The 23,138-nt window shown below is 63.2% G+C and carries 18 protein-coding genes; 5 read left to right on the top strand and 13 right to left on the bottom strand.

Translation table 11 applies throughout. The annotated features are described in order from the left end of the window. Positions 1-315: 315 nt before the first annotated feature. Complete coding sequence (gene mtnK, locus LGM20_RS18440) at positions 316-1,515, bottom strand: S-methyl-5-thioribose kinase (protein WP_044521578.1); 1,200 nt, start codon at positions 1,513-1,515, stop codon at positions 316-318. A gap of 101 nt (positions 1,516-1,616) precedes the next feature. On the opposite strand from mtnK, the gene mtnA reads away from it, so the two are divergent. Further along, a complete protein-coding gene (gene mtnA, locus LGM20_RS18435) occupies positions 1,617-2,645 on the top strand; it encodes an S-methyl-5-thioribose-1-phosphate isomerase (RefSeq protein WP_044521579.1) in 1,029 nt (342 codons plus the stop codon). Between the two features lie 58 nt (positions 2,646-2,703). Here mtnA and LGM20_RS18430 read toward each other — a convergent pair whose 3' ends face one another. From LGM20_RS18430 to codB, 7 genes are all read right to left on the bottom strand, one after another. Continuing rightward, the gene (locus LGM20_RS18430) at positions 2,704-3,972 is read right to left on the bottom strand and encodes a histidine phosphatase family protein (protein WP_044521580.1); all 1,269 of its coding nucleotides are present in this window, start codon (positions 3,970-3,972) and stop codon (positions 2,704-2,706) included. 26 nt (positions 3,973-3,998) lie between these two features. Beyond that, complete coding sequence (locus LGM20_RS18425) at positions 3,999-5,357, bottom strand: MFS transporter (protein WP_044521583.1); 1,359 nt, start codon at positions 5,355-5,357, stop codon at positions 3,999-4,001. 110 nt (positions 5,358-5,467) lie between these two features. After that, on the bottom strand, positions 5,468-6,277 hold the full coding sequence (locus LGM20_RS18420) for an inositol monophosphatase family protein (protein ID WP_044521584.1): 810 nt from the start codon (positions 6,275-6,277) through the stop codon (positions 5,468-5,470). Between the two features lie 121 nt (positions 6,278-6,398). Then, entirely contained in the window at positions 6,399-7,355 is a 957-nt protein-coding gene (locus tag LGM20_RS18415) for a LacI family DNA-binding transcriptional regulator (RefSeq protein ID WP_072096504.1), read from the bottom strand. Positions 7,356-7,500: 145 nt separating this feature from the next. Further along, positions 7,501-8,739, bottom strand: coding sequence for a cytosine deaminase (gene codA, locus LGM20_RS18410; RefSeq protein ID WP_023288804.1), 1,239 nt, complete (start codon positions 8,737-8,739; stop codon positions 7,501-7,503). After that, positions 8,736-9,971 (bottom strand): PucR family transcriptional regulator, encoded by a 1,236-nt coding sequence (locus LGM20_RS18405; protein WP_044521586.1) that lies wholly within the window; start codon positions 9,969-9,971, stop codon positions 8,736-8,738. Before LGM20_RS18405 ends, codA begins: the two co-directional genes overlap by 4 nt. Next, positions 9,968-11,230: a cytosine permease gene (gene codB, locus LGM20_RS18400; protein WP_044521587.1), complete on the bottom strand. Its 1,263-nt coding sequence runs from the start codon at positions 11,228-11,230 to the stop codon at positions 9,968-9,970. The genes LGM20_RS18405 and codB overlap by 4 nt, the downstream gene beginning before the upstream one ends. A gap of 452 nt (positions 11,231-11,682) precedes the next feature. Between codB and LGM20_RS18395 the strand changes: the two genes are divergently transcribed. The 3 genes from LGM20_RS18395 to LGM20_RS18385 are packed head-to-tail and all read left to right on the top strand — an operon-like array spanning position 11,683 to position 14,825. Beyond that, a complete protein-coding gene (locus LGM20_RS18395; RefSeq protein ID WP_008805607.1) occupies positions 11,683-12,291 on the top strand; it encodes a methylthioribulose 1-phosphate dehydratase in 609 nt (202 codons plus the stop codon). Positions 12,292-12,303: 12 nt separating this feature from the next. Then, on the top strand, positions 12,304-13,800 hold the full coding sequence (locus tag LGM20_RS18390; protein ID WP_044521590.1) for an FGGY-family carbohydrate kinase: 1,497 nt from the start codon (positions 12,304-12,306) through the stop codon (positions 13,798-13,800). Further along, positions 13,797-14,825: a 2-hydroxyacid dehydrogenase gene (locus LGM20_RS18385; protein WP_044521591.1), complete on the top strand. Its 1,029-nt coding sequence runs from the start codon at positions 13,797-13,799 to the stop codon at positions 14,823-14,825. Before LGM20_RS18390 ends, LGM20_RS18385 begins: the two co-directional genes overlap by 4 nt. Positions 14,826-14,866: 41 nt before the next feature. On the opposite strand, the gene LGM20_RS18380 is transcribed toward LGM20_RS18385, so the two are convergent. The 5 genes from LGM20_RS18380 to LGM20_RS18360 are packed head-to-tail and all read right to left on the bottom strand — an operon-like array spanning position 14,867 to position 20,334. After that, positions 14,867-15,808, bottom strand: a complete 942-nt coding sequence (locus LGM20_RS18380) for a carbohydrate kinase family protein (protein WP_044521592.1) — start codon at positions 15,806-15,808, stop codon at positions 14,867-14,869. A gap of 11 nt (positions 15,809-15,819) precedes the next feature. Beyond that, a complete protein-coding gene (locus LGM20_RS18375) occupies positions 15,820-16,824 on the bottom strand; it encodes an ABC transporter permease (RefSeq protein ID WP_044521593.1) in 1,005 nt (334 codons plus the stop codon). Further along, positions 16,821-17,810, bottom strand: coding sequence for an ABC transporter permease (locus LGM20_RS18370; protein ID WP_023288811.1), 990 nt, complete (start codon positions 17,808-17,810; stop codon positions 16,821-16,823). Before LGM20_RS18370 ends, LGM20_RS18375 begins: the two co-directional genes overlap by 4 nt. Continuing rightward, positions 17,807-19,309, bottom strand: a complete 1,503-nt coding sequence (locus LGM20_RS18365; RefSeq protein WP_074186689.1) for a sugar ABC transporter ATP-binding protein — start codon at positions 19,307-19,309, stop codon at positions 17,807-17,809. The genes LGM20_RS18370 and LGM20_RS18365 overlap by 4 nt, the downstream gene beginning before the upstream one ends. A 44-nt stretch (positions 19,310-19,353) precedes the next feature. After that, complete coding sequence (locus LGM20_RS18360) at positions 19,354-20,334, bottom strand: sugar ABC transporter substrate-binding protein (protein WP_044521596.1); 981 nt, start codon at positions 20,332-20,334, stop codon at positions 19,354-19,356. 408 nt (positions 20,335-20,742) lie between these two features. Here LGM20_RS18360 and LGM20_RS18355 point away from each other — a divergent pair, with 408 nt between their 5' ends. Then, on the top strand, positions 20,743-23,052 hold the full coding sequence (locus LGM20_RS18355) for a molybdopterin-dependent oxidoreductase (RefSeq protein WP_044521598.1): 2,310 nt from the start codon (positions 20,743-20,745) through the stop codon (positions 23,050-23,052). The last annotated feature ends 86 nt before the right edge of the window (positions 23,053-23,138 follow it).

The raw sequence follows: 23,138 nt of genomic DNA, 5'->3' as shown, positions 1-23,138 counted from the left end.
GAATGCACTTTTTAGGCTTTGCTCCCTCTCCCTGGGGGAGAGGGCCGGGGTGAGGGCAAGGTAAACGCAAAAAGGCAATGACAATTGCCTTTTTCTGGCTGATGACAAACCTGTTTCGTTATTGTGCTCGCATGTCTGCCGGGTGGCGGCTTTCGCCTTACCCGGCCTGCGAAAGACTGCAATATCAAACCGTTATGCGGTTATCTGTAGGCCCGCGCAAGCGCAGCGCCGCCGGGCAATCCCAGAAGATTGCACTTTTTAGGCTTTGCTCCCTCTCCCAGAGGAGAGGGCTGGGGAGAGGGCAACAGGCCGCGCTCAGCTGTACTGGCGCACCCGCGCCAGCAGCTCGTCGATGCTGTCGATACGCTCGGCCAATACGATCAGCGCTTTGCCCAGGGTAATAGCGTGGCGCAGGCACTCATGCCGCATCGCGTCATCCTGGATAGTGTCGATATCCGCGACGTGCGACAGCCCGACGCTGCGGCGGATCAGTTCGCTGCCGCAGAAGCCGACCGCGTCCGCCCAGACCTTTTTCAGAAAGGCGGAGGCGTAGCCGGGGTAAGCCAGCGCCGCGTCGCGGGTTTTCTCCGCCGCCAGCGCCTGGAAGCGCTCGGCAAAGGTGGTCCACAGCTGGTGGATGTCGTTCAGCCGCTGCTCGCGCGCGGCGGCGGCGTCGCGAATGCCGAGCTGGCCCGGCAGGCCGCAGTAGTTCAGCAGCAGGTTGCCGATGGCGGTGCCGATATCGAAGCCGATGGGGCCGAAGTAGCCGAACTCGGCGTCGATGGCCTTCAGGCTGCCTTCGGCAACGAAAATCGACCCGCTGTGGATATCGCCGTGCAGCAGCGCTTCCGCATGGGCAAAGAAACGGTGCTTCAGCGCCGCCACCGCTAGCTTAAGCTGGGCGTCGTCGCGCAGGGCGGCGACATCGGCCTCCAGCTCCGCCGGGTAGTTATTGCGCGCGTGGATCTGATACGGGTCGTTAAAGAACAGATCCTCGGTGATCTCGCACATCGCCGGGTTAATAAACTGCGCCACCTGCGCCTTTTTCTCGTGGGGATGGAGATAGAAATCGCTGGTGTGAAACAGCACCTGCGCCAGATAGTCGCCAAGCTGGCGGGCCGCCTGAGGGTAGTAGACGTTAGCGATAAGCTCCCCGCGCCAGATGCGGTGGTCAGAAAGATCTTCCATCACCATCACCGCCAGTTCGGGATCAAAGTGATGGATTTTTACCGTGTGCTGCGGGCTGTGCTGATAGTGGGCGACCAGGGTCTGCGCTTCCAGACGGGCGCGGTCAAGGGTCAGCGGCCAGGATTCGCCGACGCAGCGCACGTAGGGCAGGGCCTGTTTGACGATCGCCCGGCTGACGCCCTGGCGATCGAACACTTTAAACACCAGATTGAGGTTGCCATCGCCCACTTCCTGCGCGCTGACCAGCTCAGATGGGTTGTCGATGCCGGCGAACTGCTGCGCGTAAGCCACGGCGTCGTGGGCGGTGAAGGTATGGTATTGCGACATTGCCTCGATCCTCGAATTCTGATTAAGCCGTTCAGACGTCTATACTTCTGGATTTCATCCTGACACAATGTGATACAACAACGCAACAGGGATTTAACGACATGCAGACATTACAGACCACCAGCCTGCGGGTGAGTGAAAATCAGCTTTTTATTCTCGACCAGCAGGCCTTGCCACAGGAAAAACGCTGGCTGGCGGCGGATAACGTTGCGCTGCTGGTGGACCATATTCACGCCCTGCGGGTGCGCGGCGCGCCGTTGATTGGCCTGTCCGCCAGCCTGCTGCTGGCCCTGCTGGCCCAGCGCGGCCTGAGCCGGGATGAACTCCAGCAGGCGCTGGAGACGCTGCGCGCGGCGCGGCCGACGGCGGTCAACCTGATGAATAATCTGGATCGCATGAAGCAGGCGCTGGCCCGGGAGGATTACCCGCAGGCGCTGGAAGCGGAAGCTCTGCGTCTGGTCGAAGAAGATAAACAGCTGTGCGACCGCATCGCTGAGGCAGGCGGTGCGCTGGTGAAGCCCGGTAGCCGTCTGCTGACCCACTGCAACACCGGTGGCCTGGCGACCGCCGGGGTGGGGACCGCCCTGGGCGTTATCACGCTGGCGCACCGGCAGGGAAAGGTGGCCAGCGTGTGGGTCGATGAAACCCGGCCGCTGCTGCAGGGCGGACGTTTAACCGCGTGGGAGCTGGGCGAGCTGGGCGTGCCCTATCAGCTGATCACCGATTCAATGGCCGCCAGCCTGATGGCGCAGGGGCAGGTGGATGCGGTGTGGGTCGGTGCTGACCGTATCGCCGCCAACGGCGATGTGGCGAATAAAATCGGCACCTATTCGCTGGCGGTTTTGGCCCATTACCACCAGATCCCGTTCTACGTCGCTGCGCCGCAGACGACCCTCGATCGCCATTGCCCGAACGGGGCGGCCATCCCCATTGAGCAGCGCGCCGCGGCGGAAGTGACCGGGGTGGCGGGCAGCTTTGGCGCGGTACAGTGGGCGCCGACCGGGGCTGCCGTTTACAATCCGGCGTTCGACGTCACGCCTGCCGGGCTGATTAGCGGCTGGGTGCTGGACAGCGGGGTGGTCACCCCGGCGCAAGTTGCCGCCGGGGCGTTTGCGGCGGACCACGGATAGCGGACCCTGTGCCGGGCCTGGAAAAACGGTTTCCCCGGCCCGGGCAATCGCCTGGCCGCTACGGCAGGACCATCGCTACCGCCGGGGCGGAGGGCCGGTCGATACGCTGACCCAGCGCGGTGATAGCCGCCTGGAAGGGACACAGCGTACCGACGTCGGTCTGACGGCAGCCCGGCTGACGCCACTCCTGACGCAGCATCGGGTGCTGCGCGTCCGGCGTCTGCAGACGACGCAGGTCGTCGAGGCCTTGCGCCTGGAAATAGACCCGCAGATAGCGTTCCCCGCTCTTCGCGTCGCGCCAGCGCTCCAGCACCAGGCTACTGCCCGGCGGGATATTTCCCCGGCTGTAGCCCGGCAGCTGCCAGCTAAAGTTCATCAGCGTGCGCACCATGGCGATATTGGTGTCATGGGCCACCAGCAGCAGCCAGCGTACGTTCGGATTCGCCTCTGGTTTGACGCCGTCGAGCATGGCGTTGAGCAGCACCGACCCGCGTTTTTGCGCGGTATACAGCACGTCGTTGCTCAGATCGTAGTTTTCCGTTAACAGCGGCAGCAGGGCGGTGATCTGACTGGCCTGGGCGATCTTGCCCCACGCCAGCTGGCTGAGAGGCAGGTTTTCACTCCAGCCGAGACGCAGCGTCTCCACCATATTGGCCATCACGCTCAGTCCGCTAATGGTGGTTTTCCCGCTTTTACTCTGCTCGACCTGCCACGGGGTGTCGAAGACCGGACAGGGCTTATCGGCCTGACAAACCGCCTGTTTCAAAAGCTGGATGGCCGGCTCCAGCGCCTGCCGACGCTGCGCCAGATCCCCGGCCTTCTCTTTTACCGCCGCCAGCTGGCGGGCGGGGTCGGTTTGCGTGGCGGCGAATTTGTCGGTCTGAAACAGCGGATCGGCGTCCCCGCTGACGTAATGGATAGCGACGCCGCAGCCGGGGAAGGCGCCATCCACCAGCGCCTGGGCGGTCGCCCGCGTCCGCTGCAGCGGGCTGGCGCGCACGTAAATCGACTCCGCCGTCGGGCATCCCGCCTGCAGCAGGCCAAGCTGGCGATAGTGCTGGCCTTCCTCACGCCCTTTATTGACCACGGCGGCATAGCCATGACCGGTGAGCTCGCCGTCATGGGTGGTCCACTCGGTCCACGGTCGTCCGGTGGCGGCCTCGATGGCTTCCCGGTTGCCGGCCGTCGGCGGACGAATCCCGTGGCGGCTAAGCTCCACCACTTTCTCCAGCTGCCAGTCCGCGGCGGCGGCAGATTGCAGCGCCAGCAGCGGCAGCGCGCAGGCGATAAACAGGCGTAACAGCCCCTGATGTCTTGCAGGCATCATATCTTCTTCCTTAATTCGTTAATCGGTTATGAGGAGAACGAGGTCTGCCGTTCGACGGCATGGCGCCGGGCGACGATGGCGGCAGTGGTAAAACAGAGTAGCGCGGAACCCAGACCGGTACCCACCCAGAACAGCGCCAACGTGCTGAAATCATACAGCGTTTTGCCGTTCTCAAGGATAGCCGTTTTATCAATAATGATCCCGGTGAGAAACTCGCCCAGGCCGGCGCCGGCGTAGCTGGCGATGCCGATGGTGCCGAGCGCGGCCCCCGCCGCTTTGCGCGAGGAGATATCGACGGCGATCAGCCCGCCGAGGAAGCAGGTCAGAGCGCCAATGGTTGCTCCGAAGATAATCATCGCCAGAATATCAGTGTAATAACTGTGCGGCGACCAGAGCATCAGGGCGAAGCCGGCGGTGTTCAGCAGGCTGATAAACCCGGCCATCACGCTGCGGTTGCGCGGGAAAAAGCGGTCGGAGAGCATGCCGGCGATGATGGTCCCGGCGATGCCGGCGATGGCGTTGACGCCGATAATCCCAGAGGCCTCCAGCGTGGAGTAGGCTTTATCCTGCTCCAGAAAGAAGATCCCCCAGGAGTTGACGGCGTAGCGGTCGATGTACATAAAGGCGGAGGCGAGGGCGAGGGTCCACAGCGCCGGGTTGCGCAGCGCCAGCAGCTGGTTTTTAAACACCGAGCCGCGGGCTTCGGCCTCCTCCTGCGGTTCATCGCGGATGACGTTGATGGACGGGAAGCCGCTGCTCTGCGGCGAATCGTGCATGAACAGCACCAGCAGCACCACGCCGGCGGCGCCGAGCGCGGCGGTGGACAGGTAGCCCATCTGCCAGCCAAACCCGGCGATCACCGCGGCGATCACCATATAGGTGACGGCCTCGCCGATATTATGCGCCGTCGACCAGATGCCATAGAAGGTGCCGCGCTCCTTAACGCCGTACCAGCGCGCCAGCGAGACCGCGCAGGGGCCGACGCCCATCGACTGCGCCCAGCCGTTGATCCCCCAGAAGATGGCCAGCAGCAGGGCGTTGGTGGTCATCCCCATCATCAGGTTCATCCCGGCGCTGAGCAATAAACCGAGGCTCATATAGCGCACCACGTTGGCGTGGTCGGCGATAAAGCCGTTGACCAGTTTGCCGATGGCGTAGCTGAAGAACAGGGTGGAGCCGATCATGCCGAGCTCCGTCGGGGTGATCCCCAACTCCACCAGCGCGCTTTTGGCGACGGTGAACGATAACCGGCAGACGTAAAAGGTGACGTAGGCCAGGGTCATGGCGATAAAGGTTTGCCAGCGCACCCGGCGAAAACGGTGTTCATCAAACGCGGCGCCCGCTTTCGGCGGCGACGCCCGGAAAAAAGCGATAATTCCAGACATACGTGGTTCTCCGCAGGTCGGAGGCCTGACTGATTGATGTGGTTCGTCCGTGAATGAAGTTATCGTTACTGTGTAGAGTACATAATCAGAAATAGCCTGACCCGTAAGGGTTAATGTAATGGTTGTAGGATCATCTTTTTCAGCTGCGGGTAGAGCGTCTGGCTGGCCAGCAGCAGCGGGTTGCCGCGCTGGATCCCCTCCTGCGCCAGAAAATCGTTGCTGGCGCCGCCCGCTTCGCGCATCAGCACCAGCCCCGGCAGGGCGTCCCATGGGTTCATGTGCGGCTCGTAGTAGCCAATCAAGCGGCCTGCCGCCGCCCAGGCGCTCATCAGCGCGCCGGAGCCGTTGCGGATAAACATGCCGCCGTCGCTGAGCAGCGCCTGCAGAAACGGCAGAAAGTCCGCCGGGGTGACGCGATGCGAGGTGCCGACGCCCATCACCCCCTCCCTGACCGTCGTCGCGGGGTGCGGACGGATCGGGGCGTCGTTGAGCCAGGCGCCATGGCCCCGCAGGGCGTGAAACAGCTCGCGATGGTTGGGGTCATAGACCACGCCGATGACCGGTTCGCCGTCGGCGACGATCGCCAGCGACAGGCACCAGGTGTGCAAGCCGTTGAGGAAACAGCTGGTGCCATCAATGGGGTCGACCACCCACAGCACCCGCGCGTCGGACAGGCGGGCGCCGCTCTCTTCGCCGAGAAAACCATCCTCCGGAAACGCGCTCTGAATGCGCTGTTTCACAAAGGCCTCCACCCGCTTATCGGCCACGCTGACCACATCCTGCAGATCGTCGCCCTTATGGTCGACGGTCAGCGCTTCGCGTTGTTGATAGTATTCAAACGCCAGCTCAGCCCCCGCTTTCGCCAGCTCGCAGGCCAGGCGGTAGCGGGTCTGTAGCGCTTCTGATTCCTGAGATTGCATAGTGACTCCCTATTTTGCACACGTGTGCATTTTGCGTGAAAAAAACAGCCCCGAAGGGCCGAATGAGTGTGGCCGGGTTTCACAGAAGATTCTGTGATCGATCCAGCATAAAATGATTTTTTCATTTCGCACTTTGACGAATAATTAGTTTCACTGGCACTTCGCGATGGCGCGAGGGCAGGCTGAAGCGGGCGATCCGCGTCATCAACAGATCCACCGCGTGGTGGGCCAGCAGGGCGGTATTCTGTTGAACGGTGGTGAGCTGATAGGGGCGCCAGTCCGCCTGCGGGATATCGTCAAAGCCGACGATGGCCGGTAGCGGGGCGGCGGCGGGGGCGTCCCGCAGGCCGTCCAGGGCGCCCAGCGCCAGCATATCGGTGGCGCAGAACAGGGCCTGCACCCCGGGGTTTTCAGCAACTAATTCTCTGGCGGCCTGGTGGCCGGCCTGATAACCGCCGCCGTCGCAGAAGCGGCTGGTCACTGTCATGCCCGACGTCTGAGCGATGAACGCGTCATAACGCTGGCGGGTGCTGAAGTTCTCGCGATTTTCGCCAATAAAGCCAACCTGCCGCCAGCCTCGACGACTGAACAAGCCCGCCACCAGCTTCGCCCCCTGGGCGTTATCGCTGCACACCCGGTCGCAGCCGGCGAGGTCCGCATGACGGTTGATCAGGGTGACGGGGATCTTGCGCGCCAGGTACTCTTCCGCCAGCGACAGCGGCGGCGCGCCGGAGGTGATGATCACGCCGGCGACGTGGTAGCTCAGCAGCTGTTTAAGCGAAGGGGCGAGCTGCTGCGGATCGTCAGCGTTCATCAGCAGCGGCATAAAGCCGTTGAGCGCCAGCTGATGGACCAGCGGCGCCAGCAGTTTGCTGCGAAACGGGTTGTCGAAACCGGCGGTGACGATGCCGATAAAATTACTGCTGCCGGTGATCATCGTCCGGGCGATGATATTCACCTGATAGCCCAGAGCTTCCGCGGCGCTCAGCACCTTCTGCCGGGTCTTCTCCGACACCGAGGCGCCGGGGGTGAAGGTCCGGGAGACCGCCGAGCGCGAGACGCCGGCCAGTCTGGCCACATCCTCGGCCTTAATCCATTTTTTATCGCTCATCGTCGTTTCGCGCCGTCTGTTTTCCAGGAAGCCGACGCCCGGGCGGGCGTCGGTCACGCACACTGCCTGAAAAGGTATCACAGAAAGGCGCCGACGCGCAGCGCCTTGCGCCTTATGCCGGGTAGCGGATGTGCTCCACCTCACGCTGTAAAATCACCTTACCGTGGCGAATGGAGGTTAGCACCCGCGCCTGGCGGCGGACGGCCTCGTAGTCGTTTTCCGCATCGAGGATCAGCAGGTTAGCCGGGCGGCCTTCGGCGAGGCCGTAGTTATCGCCCAGACAGAGCGCCCGGGCGCTGTTGTCGGTGACGAAGTCGAGGCAGCGCTGTAGATCGTCATAGCCGAGCATATGGCAGATGTGCAGTCCGGCATCCAGAATGCGCAGGATATTGCCGTTCCCCAGCGGATACCACGGATCCTGAATCGAGTCCTGAGCAAAGCAGACGTTGATGCCGGCGCGATCCAGCTCCGCCACCCGGGTGACGCCGCGCCGTTTCGGCCAGCTGTCAAACCGGCCCTGCAGATGAATGCTTTCGGTCGGGCAGGAGATAAAGTTGATCCCCGAGGCTTTCAGCAGGCGAAACAGCTTCGAACAGTAGGCGTTGTCATAAGAGCCCATCGCGCAGGTGTGGCTGGCGGTGACCTGCGCCCCCATACCGCGCACCCGGGCCTCTTCCGCCAGCACTTCGAGGAAACGCGACTGCGGATCGTCGATTTCATCGCAGTGGACATCCACCAGGCGGCCATAGCGCTGGGCGAGGTCCATCAAAAACATCACCGAACTGACCCCTTTGTCGCGGGTGTTTTCATAGTGCGGAATGCCGCCCACCACGTCGGCGCCCATCTCGATGGCGCGCGTCATCAGCCCCCGACCGTCGGGGTAGGATTCAATCCCCTCCTGCGGAAAGGCGACAATCTGCAGATCGATGAGATCGGCGGCCTCTTTTTTCACCGCCAGCAGCGCCTGCAGGGCCGACAGCGACGGGTCGGTGACATCCACATGGGTCCGGACGTGCTGGACGCCGAAATCGCGCAGCATGCCGATGGTTTTCAGCGCCCGCTGGCGGGTGTCCTCCGGGGTGATGCTCGCTTTGCGCTGGCTCCAGCGGGTGATGCCTTCAAACAGGGTGCCGCTGCGGTTCCACTCCGGCTCGCCCGCGGTGAGGGTGGCGTCAAGATGAATATGCGGCTCGACGAAGGGGGGGATCGCCAGCCGGCCCTGGGCGTCGATATCGCCGGCGACGGCGGTCTGCATCGCGGTTTGGGCGGTCATGCGCTGAATCAGGCCGTCCTGCAGCTCAAGGGTAAACAGCGCCTCCTGGCGGCGCAGGCGGGCGTTAACAATTTTCATGGTTGGTCCTGTAAATGGTTTTGCGATAAACGCCAGATCACCAGCGCGACCGAGGCGTTGAGATGAAACTGAGGGTGGCTGACCGGGTAGCCGGTCAGTTTTTCAATACGCTGGATGCGCTGATGCAAGGTGTTGCGATGGAGACCCAGCCGGTCGGCGGCCCGCACCACGTTGCCGTTCTCCTGCTGCAGCGTCTCGAGGGTCTCCAGCAGCAGCCACGGCGCTTTACGGCCCGGCTCGAACAGGCAGCCCAGGGTGTCGTGCATAAAATCGTTGAGCAGCGCCGGGTCGCTGACCGCGGACAGCAGTTTGATAAACCCCAGCTGCTGATAGTCGCTGATCCGCTGGGTCGGCCGCAGGGTATCGCAAAGATCCAGTGCCTGTCGCGCCTGCGACAGCGCCCGCGGGTAGCCCTGCAGCTGCCTGACCGGCGCGGAAAGGCCGCAGAGCAGCGACAAACTCTCTTCTCCCTCCGCCAGCGTCTGCAGCCACTGCTGTAGCCACTTTTTCTGCTGAAAGCCTTCCCCCTCCTCATCCGGCAGCAGGAAAAGGAACATATTGCTGCGCTCCAGCAGCGGGAAGGGGTTGCCCTGCTGGTTGAGCTGCAGCTGCAGCTGCTGGCGCACGCTGCGGTGGGCCTGCTGCAGCCAGGCTTCGGCCTGTTCGGGCGGAAACTGGCGAAACAGGCGGGACAGTCCCTCCAGGCGCAGCGCCGCCAGCCGCAGCGGGCGGGTAAAATCGAGCTGCTGGTGGAGGGCGCGCTGGTGGAGCATCTGCAGGTCCGGATAGTCGCCGGTGACCAGCTGCATCAGGATGTCGCGCTGCGACTGCAGGGCGCTTTCGCTGCGAACCAGCGCGGTGCCGACCCGCTCGGTGACAATCACCATCTTCAGCAGGTAGGGCTGCTCGATCAGTGGAATGCCCAGCTCGTCGGCAAGCGCGATCAGCGTGGCGGGAATGGCGTGGATATAGGCCTCGCCGGTGAGGATCACCATCCCGGCGATGCCGCGCTGTTTGCCCTCCATCAGCAGCTGGATCAGGTTGGCTTCATCCCGGGGATGGTTGATGCCAGTGATAAAGACCAGCTCGCCGCCCATGATCCACTCGGCGATATGCTCATTTTCCGCCACGTAGTACCAGCGTACCGCCCGCTGCAGCCCTTGCTTTCCCGCCCGCAGACGCAGGGCGGAGAGTCCCTCAAGGGCCAGCAGTTCGCTGACCGTCAGGCTCATGGCTCCTGCTCCGCGACGGCGGCAGGCTGACGCTTGCTTAGCAGGGTCAGGGCGATATAGACCAGCGCGGAGACGGTGATCCCCACCAGCGGCGCGATCCACGGCGACAGATAAGCCACCACCGCGCCGGCGGCGTAGGCGCCGAGTCCCAGCCAGTTAAAACGCGGCAAGCGGGCGTTCTGCAGCAGGGGATAGCGCCCGCCGCGGGCGAACCAGTAGTCGGCGAGGATCACCCCGCCGATGGGCGGGATAATGCTGCCCAGCAGCACGAGGAACGGGATCAGCATTTCGTACATACCGCCAATGGCCAGCACAATGCCCACCCCGGCGGCGGCGAGGGTCAGCGTGCGGCGACGTTCGCTGCGCAGCAGATGGCAGGCGGCGGCGGAGACGTTATAGATGGTGGGGCCCTGGATGGTCAGCAGATTGAGACACAGCATGATCACCGCGGCTACCGACAGCCCCTGCAGGATCAGCACTTCGACGATATCGGCCTGTTGATAGACGATAGCGCACCAGGCGCCGGCGACGATCATCAGCCCGTTGCCGACGAGGAAGCTGCCCATGCTGGCGAGAATGGCGGTACGGCTGGAGTTGGCCAGCCGGGTCCAGTTTGTCGCCTGGGTGGCGCCGCTGGCGAAGGTGCCAAAGACCATGGTGATGGCCGCCGACCAGGTCATGGCGTCGCCTGGCGCAATGCGGGTCATCGCCTGCCAGCCGCCGGCGTGGCGCAGCGCCAGATACATGGAGACCACCAGCAGCACGAACATCAGCGGCACCGACAGGCGCGACAGCGCGTCCAGCCCCTTGTAGCCCACCAGCGCGGTGACGCAGAACAGAATGCCAAACAGCACCATCAGCGGCAGGGTCAGCGCCTCGGGCAGGGCGAGGATCTTCACCAGCGAGATAGCGACCGTGGCCGTCCCCCACGCGTACCAGCCCAGCTCGGCAAAGCCAAGGATAAAATCGGCCAGCTTGCTGCCGATTTCGCCGAAGCAGAAGCGGCCCATCAGCACCGTATTCAGGCCGCTGCGCGCGGCGATCCAGCCCAGCGATGCGGCATACAGGGCCAGCAAGGCGTTGCCGATGAAGGCTATCCACAGCAGATTGACGATGGAAAAGGAGACGCCGAGTTTACCGCCGGCGAACATCGTGCCGGTGAAAAAGGTAAAGCTGAATAACACCATGGCGATGGAAAATACGCCTTTACGTCCGGCGGCGGGCGCTTCGACGAGGGGAAAATCATTGCTGTTTGACATCCTGGAACCTCTGGCTGGTTAGATGGGCGGTGATAGCCGGAAGTAGCAAGAGATGTGCCAGGAAAAACCGGGCACGGGGAATAGCGCGCGGTGTGCAATATGCACAGTTATTGCAGGATGCAGGGGGAGTAATGCCATTTTAGTGTGCATCCTGCCATGTTTTGCACCAGCCGGGGGCAGAGGAGAGCGGCGACGGTATTCCCGGCGCAGGCGGAGAATTTCAACCAGCAGAATCCGCCAGCGTTTTGGCGCCAGACAGGAGGGAATCGTAGCGGACTCACCGCGGTTGGTTAAATTGCTGTGAATAAAGGTTATTTAATATGCATTTATGATATAACCATTTGTCTTATGTGTGTTTCCTGAAATATTGTTCCCTCCGGTTAGCGGTGTTAGTATCGGGTAAATAGCCATTTAGACGGCTAAATAAATCATCGCTAACCTAAGGAACTGCTATGTGGCAAGAAAGACTCGCGCAACTGGTTACCACCTGTCATTGGATCGGCGCGAAAGGCTGGGCGCCGGCGACCGGCGGCAATATGTCGGTGCGTCAGGATGACACCTGGTGCTGGCTAAGCGAGTCGGGCCGCGACAAAGGCAGCCTGACGACCGAGGATTTCCTGCAGGTGGAGATCGCCACCAACCAGGCCCCTTCCGGACGGAAACCGTCGGCCGAGACCGGCCTGCACACGCTGGTCTATCGCCTGTTCCCGGAGGCCAACGTGGTGCTGCATGTGCATACCGTCAACGCCACCGTGCTGTCGCGCATCGAAAAAAGCGACACGCTGGCGCTGCAGGGGTATGAAATGCAGAAAACCCTCAGCGGGCAGCACAGCCATCTCGACACCGTTCCGGTCGCCATCTTCGATAACGATCAGGATATTGACGCCCTGGCGGCGCGGATTGCCGATTATGCGCAAACCCGCCCGCTGCGCTACGGCTTTCTGCTGCGCGGACATGGCCTGACCTGCTGGGGGAAAGATATTCAGGAGGCCCGCCGACAACTGGAAGGGCTGGAGTTCCTGTTCGAGTGCGAGCTGATGCGCCGCCGCTACGAGCCTTGAGCCGGAGCAGGTATGGATTTTTATCTTGGTATCGATATCGGCACCTCCCGGGTGAAAGCGGTGCTGTTTGATCAGCATTTCACCGCGCGCGCCAGCGCCGCGGAAAACACCTCCCCCCGCCTGTCGGCCAATGGCTACGCGGAACAGGATATGACCCAGCTGTGGCATTCGGTGCTGGCTATTCTGCGCCAGATTGCCCGCCACCCGGCGCTGCAGGCGGGGCGGCTGCGGGCCATCGGCCTCGCCGGGCAAGGGGAGGGAGTCTGGCTCAGCGATGAGCAGGGCGAACCGGTGGGCCCGGGGATCCTGTGGAGCGATACCCGCAGCCACGCGCTGATGAGCGACCTGCTGCGCCGGCCCGGCTTTGACCGGCGCTATTTCGCCGATACCGGCACCCACCTGCAGCCCTGCAATACCAGCCTGCAGCTGTACTGGCTGAAACAGTATCAGCCGGAGCGGCTGGCGGCCGCGCGCTATCTGTTTTTCGCCAAGGACTGGATCCGCTTTCGCCTGACCGGCGTGGCGGCGCTGGAGCTGACGGACGCCAGCAGCTCGTTACTCAATCAGCAGAGCGGCAGCTGGTCCTCGGTGGTGATGAACGAGATGGGGCTGGACGAACTGCTGCCGCTGTTTCCCCCGCTGCTGGCCCCGGATGCTCCGGCCGGCACGCTGAGCGACGCGGTGGCGGCGCTGACCGGGCTGCCCGCCGCGACGCCGGTGGCCGCCGGGGCGCTGGATGTCTGCAGCGCCGCGCTGGGCTGCGGCGCGGTCAACGAAGGGGACATCTACACGATCCTCGGCACCACCTGCTGCACCGGGATCGTCTGCCGCGGCCCGCAGACGGTGAACGAGGCGACGCGCTTTGTCACCCATACCGAAGCCGGACAGGTGATCTCGCTGTTTCCGATGCAGGCCGGTACGCCAAACATTGACTGGCTGCAGCAGCATATTTCGCTGGACGCCGATCTGGGTCGGCTGGAGCAGGCGATCGCGGACGTGGAGCCGGGCAGCGGCGGCGTCTTCTGGCAGCCGTACCTCAATGGCGAACGCGCGCCGTTTTACAGTCCCGACGCGCGGGCCGGCTTTATCGGCATTAGCCCGCACACCACCCGCGCCGAACTGCAGCGCGCGGTGTTTGAAGGCCTGGCCTTCGCCATTGTCGATGCGCTGCAGGGTTATCCGCAGGGCGGCGAGCTGTATCTGACCGGCGGCGGCGCCGCCTCGGCCACCTGGCTGCAGATTATCGCCGACTGTACCGGGCGCACGGTGGTCTCCAGCGCCTTTAACGAACTGAGCGCGCGCGGGGCGGCGATTCTGGCGGCCCGCAGCGTCGCTGCGCTGGCCGAGACGCCTCCGCTGGCGCAGACCCGCTATCAGCCGCGCCCTCAGGCGCATGCCCGCTATGCGGCGCTGTATCCCGTTTATCGCCTGCTGCGCGAGCAGATGCTGCCGGTATGGCAGGCCAGGCAGGCCGCTCTTCAACATCTTTCTCAGGAAGTACAACCATGAAAATCGTTTTTACCGCCGAGCATGCTGGCGACCTTAGCGCCTTCCACCAGCTGGGCGAGCTGCTGGTGGAGGGATGGGCGCTGGGCAAACCGAAACTCAGCGCCGGCCAGCTGATTGAGCTGGCCCACGACGCCGAGGTGCTGGTGACCAGCTATGATGAAGTGACGGACGCGGTGATGGCCGCCTGTCCGCGTCTGCAGGTGATCGCCTGTAGCCGCGCCAATCCGGTGAATATTGATACCCAGGCCGCGCAGGCGCGCGGCATCCGGGTGCTCTACACCCCGGGGCGCAATGCCGATGCCGCCGCGGAGCTGACGCTTGGCCTGATGCTTAGCCTGGCGCGCCACATTCCGCAATCCCATGCGGCGCTGAAGCGGGGGGAGTTCACGCAGGCTGATAATGCCGCCGCCGCCACTCAGCAGGGCCTGCGGCGGGATGTGGTCTGGGACGTAAGCCCGGAAAGCCCCTATGAAGTGTTTAAGGGCAGTGAACTGCGCAATAAAACGTTGGGGCTGGTGGGCTATGGCAACATTGGCCGCCGGGTGGCGCGTATCGCCCGGGCGTTCGGCATGGCGGTGCGGGTGGTGGATCCGTTCGTCGCCGCAGAGGATATCAATGAGCCAGGGCTACAGAAAACGACCCTGGAGGCGCTGTTCCGCGACGCGGATATCGTCAGCCTGCATCTGAGCAGCGGACCGCACAGCGACGGGCTGGTGAATGCGGCGCTGTTAAACAGCATGAAGCCCGGCGCGCTGCTGATCAATACCTCCCGCGCGGCGGTGGTCGACGAAGCGGCGCTGATTGATGCCCTGCGTCACGGCCCGCTGGGCGGCGCGGCGCTGGACGTGTATCACCGAGAACCGCTGTGGCGCGATCACCCATTTGTCACCGAGTTTGATAACGTGATTATTACGCCGCATATCGCCGGGGCTACCCGGGAGAGTATCGCCAAACACACGGCGATGATTGCCGCCGATCTTCAGCGCTATGTCGCCGGAGAGCCGCTGCTGTACCAGTGGCGTTAAGCCGCTAGCGCCGCCGCGCCTGCGGCGGCGCGGGTCCAGCGTCAGGGGCGATGGGCCGCCATAAAAGCCTGGGTCTGTTCCCAGTCCACCACCCCGGCATCCGATCCCATCCCGGTCGCCACCAGCGCGGCCACCGCCGAGGCGACGTCGCACGCTGCTTTCACGCTGAGTCCGCGCGCCAGCGCGGCTATAAACCCGCCGCAGTAGCTGTCGCCGCAGCCGGTGGTATCCACCGCCTCGACCGGCCACGGCGCAATATGCTCCAGCACGCCATCGCGGCCGATAAGCCAGGAGCCGTTCTCGCCGTCTTTCAGAATGCAGGTGCCCACGCCCAGCGCAAAGAAAAAGCGGGCGATGGCCTCCGGCTGCGTCTCCCCGGAGAGAAAGGCGGCTTCCTCCAGGGAAGGCATGAAATAATCCACCGACGGCAGCAGGGGCCGCAGCAGTTCCAGGGTGTGTTCATTCGGGGCGATAAGATCAAAGCTGGTGGTGACCCCGCGCGCTTTGGCCGCCTGCAACAGCCGCGCGCTCTGTCCCTGGTCCATTGCCGCCAGCAGTCCGGTCCCGCCGTGATGCAGGAAGCGACAGTCAAGGACGGCGTCAAATTCCGCCTCACTGACGAACAGGGCGTCAGACGCGCCCCGGCAGTGCAGGGCCGGACGTTCGCCGTTGGGGCGAATCGGCAGGATCGTCGCCGAGGTCTCCTTCAGCGCGGTGCGCTGGATAAGCGAGCAGTCGATGCCCAGCCGGGCATAGCTGGCGAGGATAAAGTCGGCTTTTTCATCTTCGCCCAGGCAGGCCACCGCTGCGGTGCGGATCCCGAGCTTCGCGGCGTTAATATTGGCCCCCGCGGCGGTGCCGGCGGGGTTGAGGCGAATTTGCTCAATAAAGGCGACGCCGCCGCGCGGCGGGATCGCCACCACCGGGCGCCCGGCGATATCCAGAATAGTCAGGCCGACAAACACGGCGTCAAAGGTTGCCATCGTTCTCCCGTTTAGCGATGCGTTTGGCGCAGGCGCGCCTGCCAGAAGGATAGGGCGAGGGCCACCACCAGAATCACCCCGACCAGAGCGTCCTTCACCAGATAATTGAGCCCCATCAGATTCAGACCATTATCAATAATGGCGAGGAACAGCACGCCGCCCAGCGTGCCGGCGATGCTGACCCGTCCCAGACGGTTAAAGGCGGTGCCGATAAACACCGCCGCAATGGCGTCCATCAGATAAGACTGCCCGGCCAGCGGGGTAAATTGCCGCAGGTTGGCGGAGAGGATCACCCCGCCGATGGCGCAGAGGGCCGAGGCGGCCACCAGCACGCCGAGCATGGTCAGGCGATCGCGGATCCCGGCGATGCGCGCCGCTTCGCTGTTCTGACCGATGGCGCGGATATATTTGCCCCACAGGGTACGCTCGGTGACCAGCCAGGCCGCCAGCCACAGCGCCAGCACGATCGCGACCGGCGTGGGGATGCCGCCAAGGTTACCCACCGCCAGGTCGTGATACTCGGGGGCCATCCGCCGATAGGCTATCGCGCCGCCGCCATCGGTATAGATGCGTTCGGCGCTGCTGGCGATAAACCAGGTGCCGAGGGTGGCGAGGAAGGGGCGGATCCGGCAGATGAGGATCAGAAAAGCATTGAGCAGGCCAATCAGCACCCCGCCGAGCAGGGCGCAGCCCACCGCCGCCTGCCACGGCAGATGCCAGGTTTTCAGGGCGACGAGGGCGAAGGCGGCGCCAAAATCGAGCGCGACGCCTACCGACAGGTCAATCGCGCCCGCGCTGACGATCAAGGTCATCGCCATCGCCACAATCAGCAGGATCGCGCTGCCCTGCAGCAGGTTGGCCCAGTTATCCACGGTTAAAAATACCGGATTCGCCCAGCCGAACAGGGCAATGGCCAGCAGGGTGATGACGCCGAATCCGGCCCGCGACAGCCAGGCCAGCGGGCTGCTGACCGTCTGTTCCGCAGGCGCTGGGGTTTTCAGGGTGATTTGGCTCATGCCTCGCCTCCTTTGTGTCTGACCGCCGATGCCGCCAGCACCACCAGGATCAGGCCGCCTTTAATGGCGCCCATCCAGAAGATATTGACCCCCAGCAGGCCGAGCCCGTTAGAGAGGGCGTTAACCAGAATCGCCCCCAGCAGCGCGCCCCAGATGGTGACCACCCGACGACGCGAGAAGGCGGCGCCGATAAAGGTCGCCAGCACGGTTTCCAGCAGCAGCGGCGTGGCCGTTCCGCTGGAGCTGCCGGAGCCCTGGCTGAGCAGCGGCAGAATAGCCAGCCCGGCGGCGATGCCCGCTAACAGCCAGACCAGCAAGGTTAAGCGGCGCACGTTCAGGCCGCTCATCTGCGCCATATCGCGATTGCCGCCCACCGCCTGCACATGCTGGCCGAAGCGGGAGTGATGGAGCAGGAACTGGAACAGAATAAACACCCCCAGCAGATAGACCAGCGGCCAGGGCAGGCCCAGCACACTGTTATCGCGAAAGGCGACCATCAGCGGATCGCTGACCGCGATGCGCCGCTGGCCGGTCAACAGGTCCGTCAGGCCGGTAAACGCCACCGAGGTCGAGAGGGTGGCCAGCAGCGGCGGCAGGCCGGCCGCCAGCACCAGGAAGCCGTTGATCGCCCCGCAGAGCAGGCAAACCGCCGCCAGCAGCGCCAGCAGCAGGAGATACGGCGTCTGCCATTCGGCCAGCCCAAGGCTGAGCAGCGCGACGCCGAGCACCGCGGTCGCCGGCAGGGAGAGGTCGATGCCGCCGGAGACCACGTCATCTCCGCCAACGGCGATGACGCAGACCAGGCCGAAACAGAGGATCGCCAGCGGTACGCTCTGGACCAGCATCAGGCTGATATTTTGCCAGCTGAGGAAGTAGGGCGACTGCACGCTCAGCCACACCAGCAGCGCCAGAAACAGGATCAGGGGGAATTTTTCAATAAGCGTCGCCAGGCCCGGACGGCTGCGACGCTGGATAGCGGTACTCATGGTGAAGGCTCCTGTCCGCCGTTGATCGCCACCAGCAGGGCGTCGAGGGTCAGCCCGCGGGTGGGCAGATTGGCCGCCAGCGCGCCGCGCCAGAGGACGAGGATCCGGTCGCATAGTCCGAGTAATTCGGTGGCGTCGCTGGAGGAGACCAGCACCGCCCGTCCTTGATCGGCCAGCTGGCGCGTACGTTGATAAATATCGCGGCGGGCGCCGATGTCAACCCCAAGGGTGGGTTCATCGAGAATAAACAGCCGGGCATCGGTACCGAGCCAGCGGGCGAGGATCGCTTTTTGCTGGTTGCCGCCGCTCATGTAGCGTACCGGCAGGGCCGGGCGTCCCGGGCGGATAGCCAGCTGCGCTATCCAGTCGCGCGCTTTCTGCTCGGCAAGCCCCCGCCGCTCCCAGCCAAAGGTGGCGGTCTCGGGCAGCGAGGCGAGATTAATGTTGTCAGCGGTGGTGAAAGGCAGGATCAGCCCCTGATGACGGCGGTCACGCGGGACCAGCGCCATTCCGGCGCGGATCGCCTGCTTTGGCGTACGGATACGTCGCGGCTGGCCGTCGAGGTGGATCGTACCGCGCTCCGCCGGGCGCAAGCCGTAGAGTAAGTCAACCAGCACATCGCGCCCGGCGCCGAGCAGGCCGGCGACGCCGACGATCTCCCCCGGGTGAATATCAAAAGAGAGGTCCTGTAGCTGCCGTCCGTCGCTCAGCTGGCGCACCGAGAGTAATGGAGCCGCCCCGTTGTCTGCCGCCGGGCGCTGGCGCGGGGTATACAGCTGGTCGATTTCCCGGCCGACCATCATGGCGATCAGCGCCTCGGTATTCTGCAGCAGGTCGCGGTCCGGGTAGCCGACCACTTCCCCGTTGCGCAGCACGGTGCCGCGGTCGCAGAGGGTGGCTATCTCATTGAGGTAGTGGGAAATATACAGAATGGCAATGCCCTGGTCGCGCAGGCGCAGGATGGCGGAGGAGACCAGACTGGCCTCCTGGGCCTCGAGGGGGGCGGTGGGCTCGTCGAACACCACCAGCCGCGCCGCGCCGTCGATCAGCGCGCGGGCGATTTGCACCAGCTTGCGCTCGGCCAGGCTCAGATCCCGCACCAGGCGTTCGGGGTCGATCGCCAGCTGCCAGTTTTGCTGGAAAAATTGCGCCGTGGCGGCCCTCATCCGTCGGCGATCCAGCGCCCCCCAGCGGGTGCGATACTCCTGACCCAGAAACACCGATTCCGCGACGGTAAAGTGCGGGATCAGGTTGAGCTCCTGGTGGATCACGCGGATGCCGGCGGCTTCGATGGCTGCCGGGTTGCCGAGGGGCAGCGGGCGACCGTCGAGGGTCGCGCTGCCGCTGTCGGCCTGATAGACGCCGGCGAGGATTTTGATCAGCGTCGATTTACCGGCGCCGTTCTCGCCAATCAGGCCATGAATTTCCCCCGGGTTGAGGCGCAGGGTAACCGCATTCAGCGCCGTTACGCTGGCAAAACGTTTGCCGATCTGGTCCATGACCAGACCCGCGGCGGGGCGCTCCCCGCCAGGGTGTTGATTTATCACTGCAGTTCGCCGTATCCCAACTGTTTATACACCGCTTTCGCTTCCTGCGGACCTTTCACCGGTATGACCGGGATAAAGGTTTGCACCGGCAGTTTCTGACCGGCAAAGTAGCGGGCCACGTTATCGGCGGAGGTCTGGCCGATCAGATGCGGCTGCTGCGCGACGTTAGCCACGAAGGGGCTACCGGGCTCCGCCATGATCTCCAGTGTCTCCGGGCCGGCGTCGATGGCCGTCACTTTCACGTCCTTATCACGACCGGTCTCTTCCAGCGCCTGGACGATGCCGATGGCCGGTTGATCCCAGCAGGCGACATGGATGGCATCCAGTTTGCCTTTCGGATACTGGCTGAGTAATTCGAGGGTTTTCTTCCGCGCGTCTTCCGGCGAGTTGGCGAACTGTTCCGCGAGCTCAGGCTGGATAATATGAATATCCGGATAATCCTTAAAGACATATTTCCACTGATCGTAGCGAATTCCGCAAATACGCAGCGCGCTGGAGAACGCATTAAATACCGCCACATTACCTTTGCCGCCTAATTCGTCCGCCATGTAGCGACCGATGGTGGAGCCCAGAGTGTAGTTATCGGAGGTGGAATTGTTGACCGAATATTGTGAAACATGATCCACGGTGAATACCGGGATGCCGGCATCACGTAAGGCTTTAAATTTGGGTTCGACGGCGCTGTCGCCGAGAATACTAATTACCGCGTCCACCTTGCGTGACAGTAAAATATCGTGATTATTGGCATGAACCTGATTATCCCGGCCGCCATCGACGCCAATGACTTTGCCCCCCAGCTTCTCCACTTCTTCTGTCGCGCCTTTGAAAGCCTCGCGATCCCAGAAATGCTGGGTGCCTACGACGGCCACGCCAATGGTTTTTCCCTGTAATGAGAGGGCGTCAGCGGCGGTGACGCTCAGCGAGGCAAGGGAAAGCAGTCCCAGCGCGGCAGGCAATAATTTTCTCTTCTGCGACATTGTTATTATGATCCTGTGATGAAGGTGGTTGCGGACCGGTAGCATGACAAGAAGCACCTCGCCACCTCAAATACAAAATAAGTCTAAGTTATGCCGGCAATGTTATATCGCGGAAACGCCAGAGAAAAAGTTTATTTTGTCATGAAGAACCTGAAAATATTTCATGATGCCGGGTAGGCCTTTTTATTTTGTGGTTTTATTTTTGGTTTGTTCTGTGTTTATTTAGCGGATAAAGACAATTTTCTTAATATTATGAGTGCATGGGAAATACGGCCTCTACTGCGAAAAAGAGAAGATTGCGCGGGCTAACGCTTTTTTTAGCAGAGCAATATCTGGCAGGGTAAACAATATTACCGCATTTCCCCGCTTTATTTTAACGAACCTTAGGCTGAGAAGAACGCGTGCGCTATGAAGAAACAGCATAATTATACGGTGATGCACTGGGGAACCTGGCAGGTGGAGAGCCGCGAGGGCGAGATCGTGGCAGTTAAGCCGGTGCCCTGGGATAAAAACCCCTCACGCATCGGTCAATCGCTCCCCGACGCGGTGACCAGCCAAACGCGCATTCGCCGCCCGGCGGTGCGCGCCGGCTATCTGCAGCACGGGCCGGCGTCACGAGAAGGGCGAGGCAAGGAGCCCTTTGTCGAAGTCAGCTGGGAGGTGGCCCTGGACCTGGTGGCTCGCGAGCTGCGCTCGGTCAAGGCGCGCTGCGGCAATGAGGCGATTTACGGCGGCTCCTACGGCTGGGCCAGCGCCGGGCGCTTTCACCATGCGCAGAGCCAGCTGCACCGTTTTCTTAAGGGCTTTGGCGGGTATACCGCCAGCACCAATACCTATAGCAGCGCCGCGGGCGAGCGCATTCTGCCGCATATTCTTGGGCCGCTGAGCCCGCTGCACCGTCAGCATACCCATTTTTCCGAGCTGGCGCGGGAGTGTCAGCTGTTTGTCGCGATTGGCGGTCTGCCGCTGCGCAATGCCCAGGTCAACGGCGGCGGCGCCAATGACCATATGCTGCCGTACTGGCTGGATAAGATGCAGGCCAACGGCACGCGGTTTATTAATATCAGTCCGGTGCGCAATGACCTCAGCGCGGTGGCCGACGCCGAGTGGCTGGCCATTCGGCCGGGTACCGATACCGCACTGCTGCTGGCGCTGAGCTATGTGCTGATCGCTGAGTCCCTCTACGACCAGGCGTTTGTCGCCAGCCATACCGTCGGGTTTGCTCCCTATCGCGCCTATCTGTTGGGCGAGCATGACGGCGTGGCGAAAACCCCGGCGTGGGCGGCGGCGATAACCGGCCTGGACGCGCAGCGCATCGCCGACCTGGCGCGGGAGATGGCCCGCCACCGGACGATGGTGAATATCTCCTGGTCTATCCAGCGCGCCCGTCAGGGGGAGCAGGCCTACTGGGCGACGGTGGCCCTGACCGCGCTGCTGGGACAGATCGGCACGCCCGGCGGCGGCCTCGGGTTTGGCTATGCCTGTACCAACCTGGCGGGGGCGGTGCGAAAAGCGTTTTCCGGCCCGCGCTTGCCCGCCGGGGAGAATGCGGTGGACAGCGTCATCCCGGTGGCGCGGCTGTCCGATATGCTGCTGCACCCGGGAGAAGCCTATGAGTTCGACGGTCAGCAGCTGCACTATCCCGACATCCGTCTGGTCTACTGGGCGGGAGGCAATGCGTTTCATCATCATCAGGATATTAACCGACTGTGCGAGGCCTGGCGCCGTCCGGAGACGGTGGTGGTGCATGAGCAGTACTGGACCGCCCAGGCCAAATTCTCCGACATCGTTCTGCCGGCTACCACCTCGCTGGAGCGAGAGGATATCGGCAGCGGCGGTCACGACGGGTTTATGATTGCCATGAGCGCGCAGATCCCGCCGGTGGGCGAAGCGCGTGATGATTACGCTATTTTCCTCGATCTTGCCGGGCGGTTGGGCTTCGGAGAACAGTTCAGCGAGGGGCGGGACGCCGGGCAATGGCTGCGCCATCTCTATGAGGAGTCAAGACCGCGGGCGCAGGAGGAGGGCATTGCGCTGCCCTCGTTCGAAGACTTCTGGCAGCAAGGGGTGCTGGAGTACAGCGCGCCGGCGCGGCCGCAGGTCTTTCTCGCCGATTTTCGCGCCGATCCGCAGCGCTATCCGCTTTCCACGCCCTCCGGCAAGATTGAACTCTTTTCCGCTACCGTCGCCGGGTTTGGCTATCGCGAATGCCCTGGCCATCCCTGGTGGGATGAGGAAGAGGCCGCCCGGCAGCGACAGGAGGCGGCGCGCTGGCCGCTTCATCTGCTCTCCAGTCAGCCGCGCGCCCGCCTGCACAGTCAGTACGACCACGGCAGCGTCAGCCGGGCGACGAAAATTCAGGGACGCGAGCCGTTGTGGATGCATCCGCAGGATGCGCAGGCAAGAGACATTCGCGAAGGCAGCGTGGTGAAAGTGTATAACGACCGTGGGGCGATTCTGGCGGGCGTGCACCTGAGCGAGCAGATTTTGCCGGGGGTGGTACAGATGTCCACCGGCGCCTGGTATGACCCTCTGGATCCGAATGAAAAAGGATCTCTCGATAAGCACGGTAATCCCAACGTGTTAACCGAGGATCGCGGCAGTTCGCGCCTGGGACAGGGCTGTAGCGCCCAGAGCTGTTGGGTGGAGATCGCCCCGTGGCGAGAGGAACTGCCGCCGATCACCGCCTTTGACCCGCCGAAGTTTATTGCGGTTTAGGTGTCAGGGATCGCCGGCGGCGGGTCGGCTATCCCGGAGAAAGCGCGGTATGCGCCGCCTCCGGGAAAGCGCGCGCCAGGCGTTTT

Origin of the sequence: Klebsiella quasipneumoniae subsp. quasipneumoniae, from assembly GCF_020525925.1 — a bacterium.
GTDB classification, from domain to species: Bacteria; Pseudomonadota; Gammaproteobacteria; order Enterobacterales; family Enterobacteriaceae; genus Klebsiella; species Klebsiella quasipneumoniae.
Note: the sequence above shows the minus strand (reverse complement) of the source record. Positions and strands in the feature narration are given on the sequence as shown.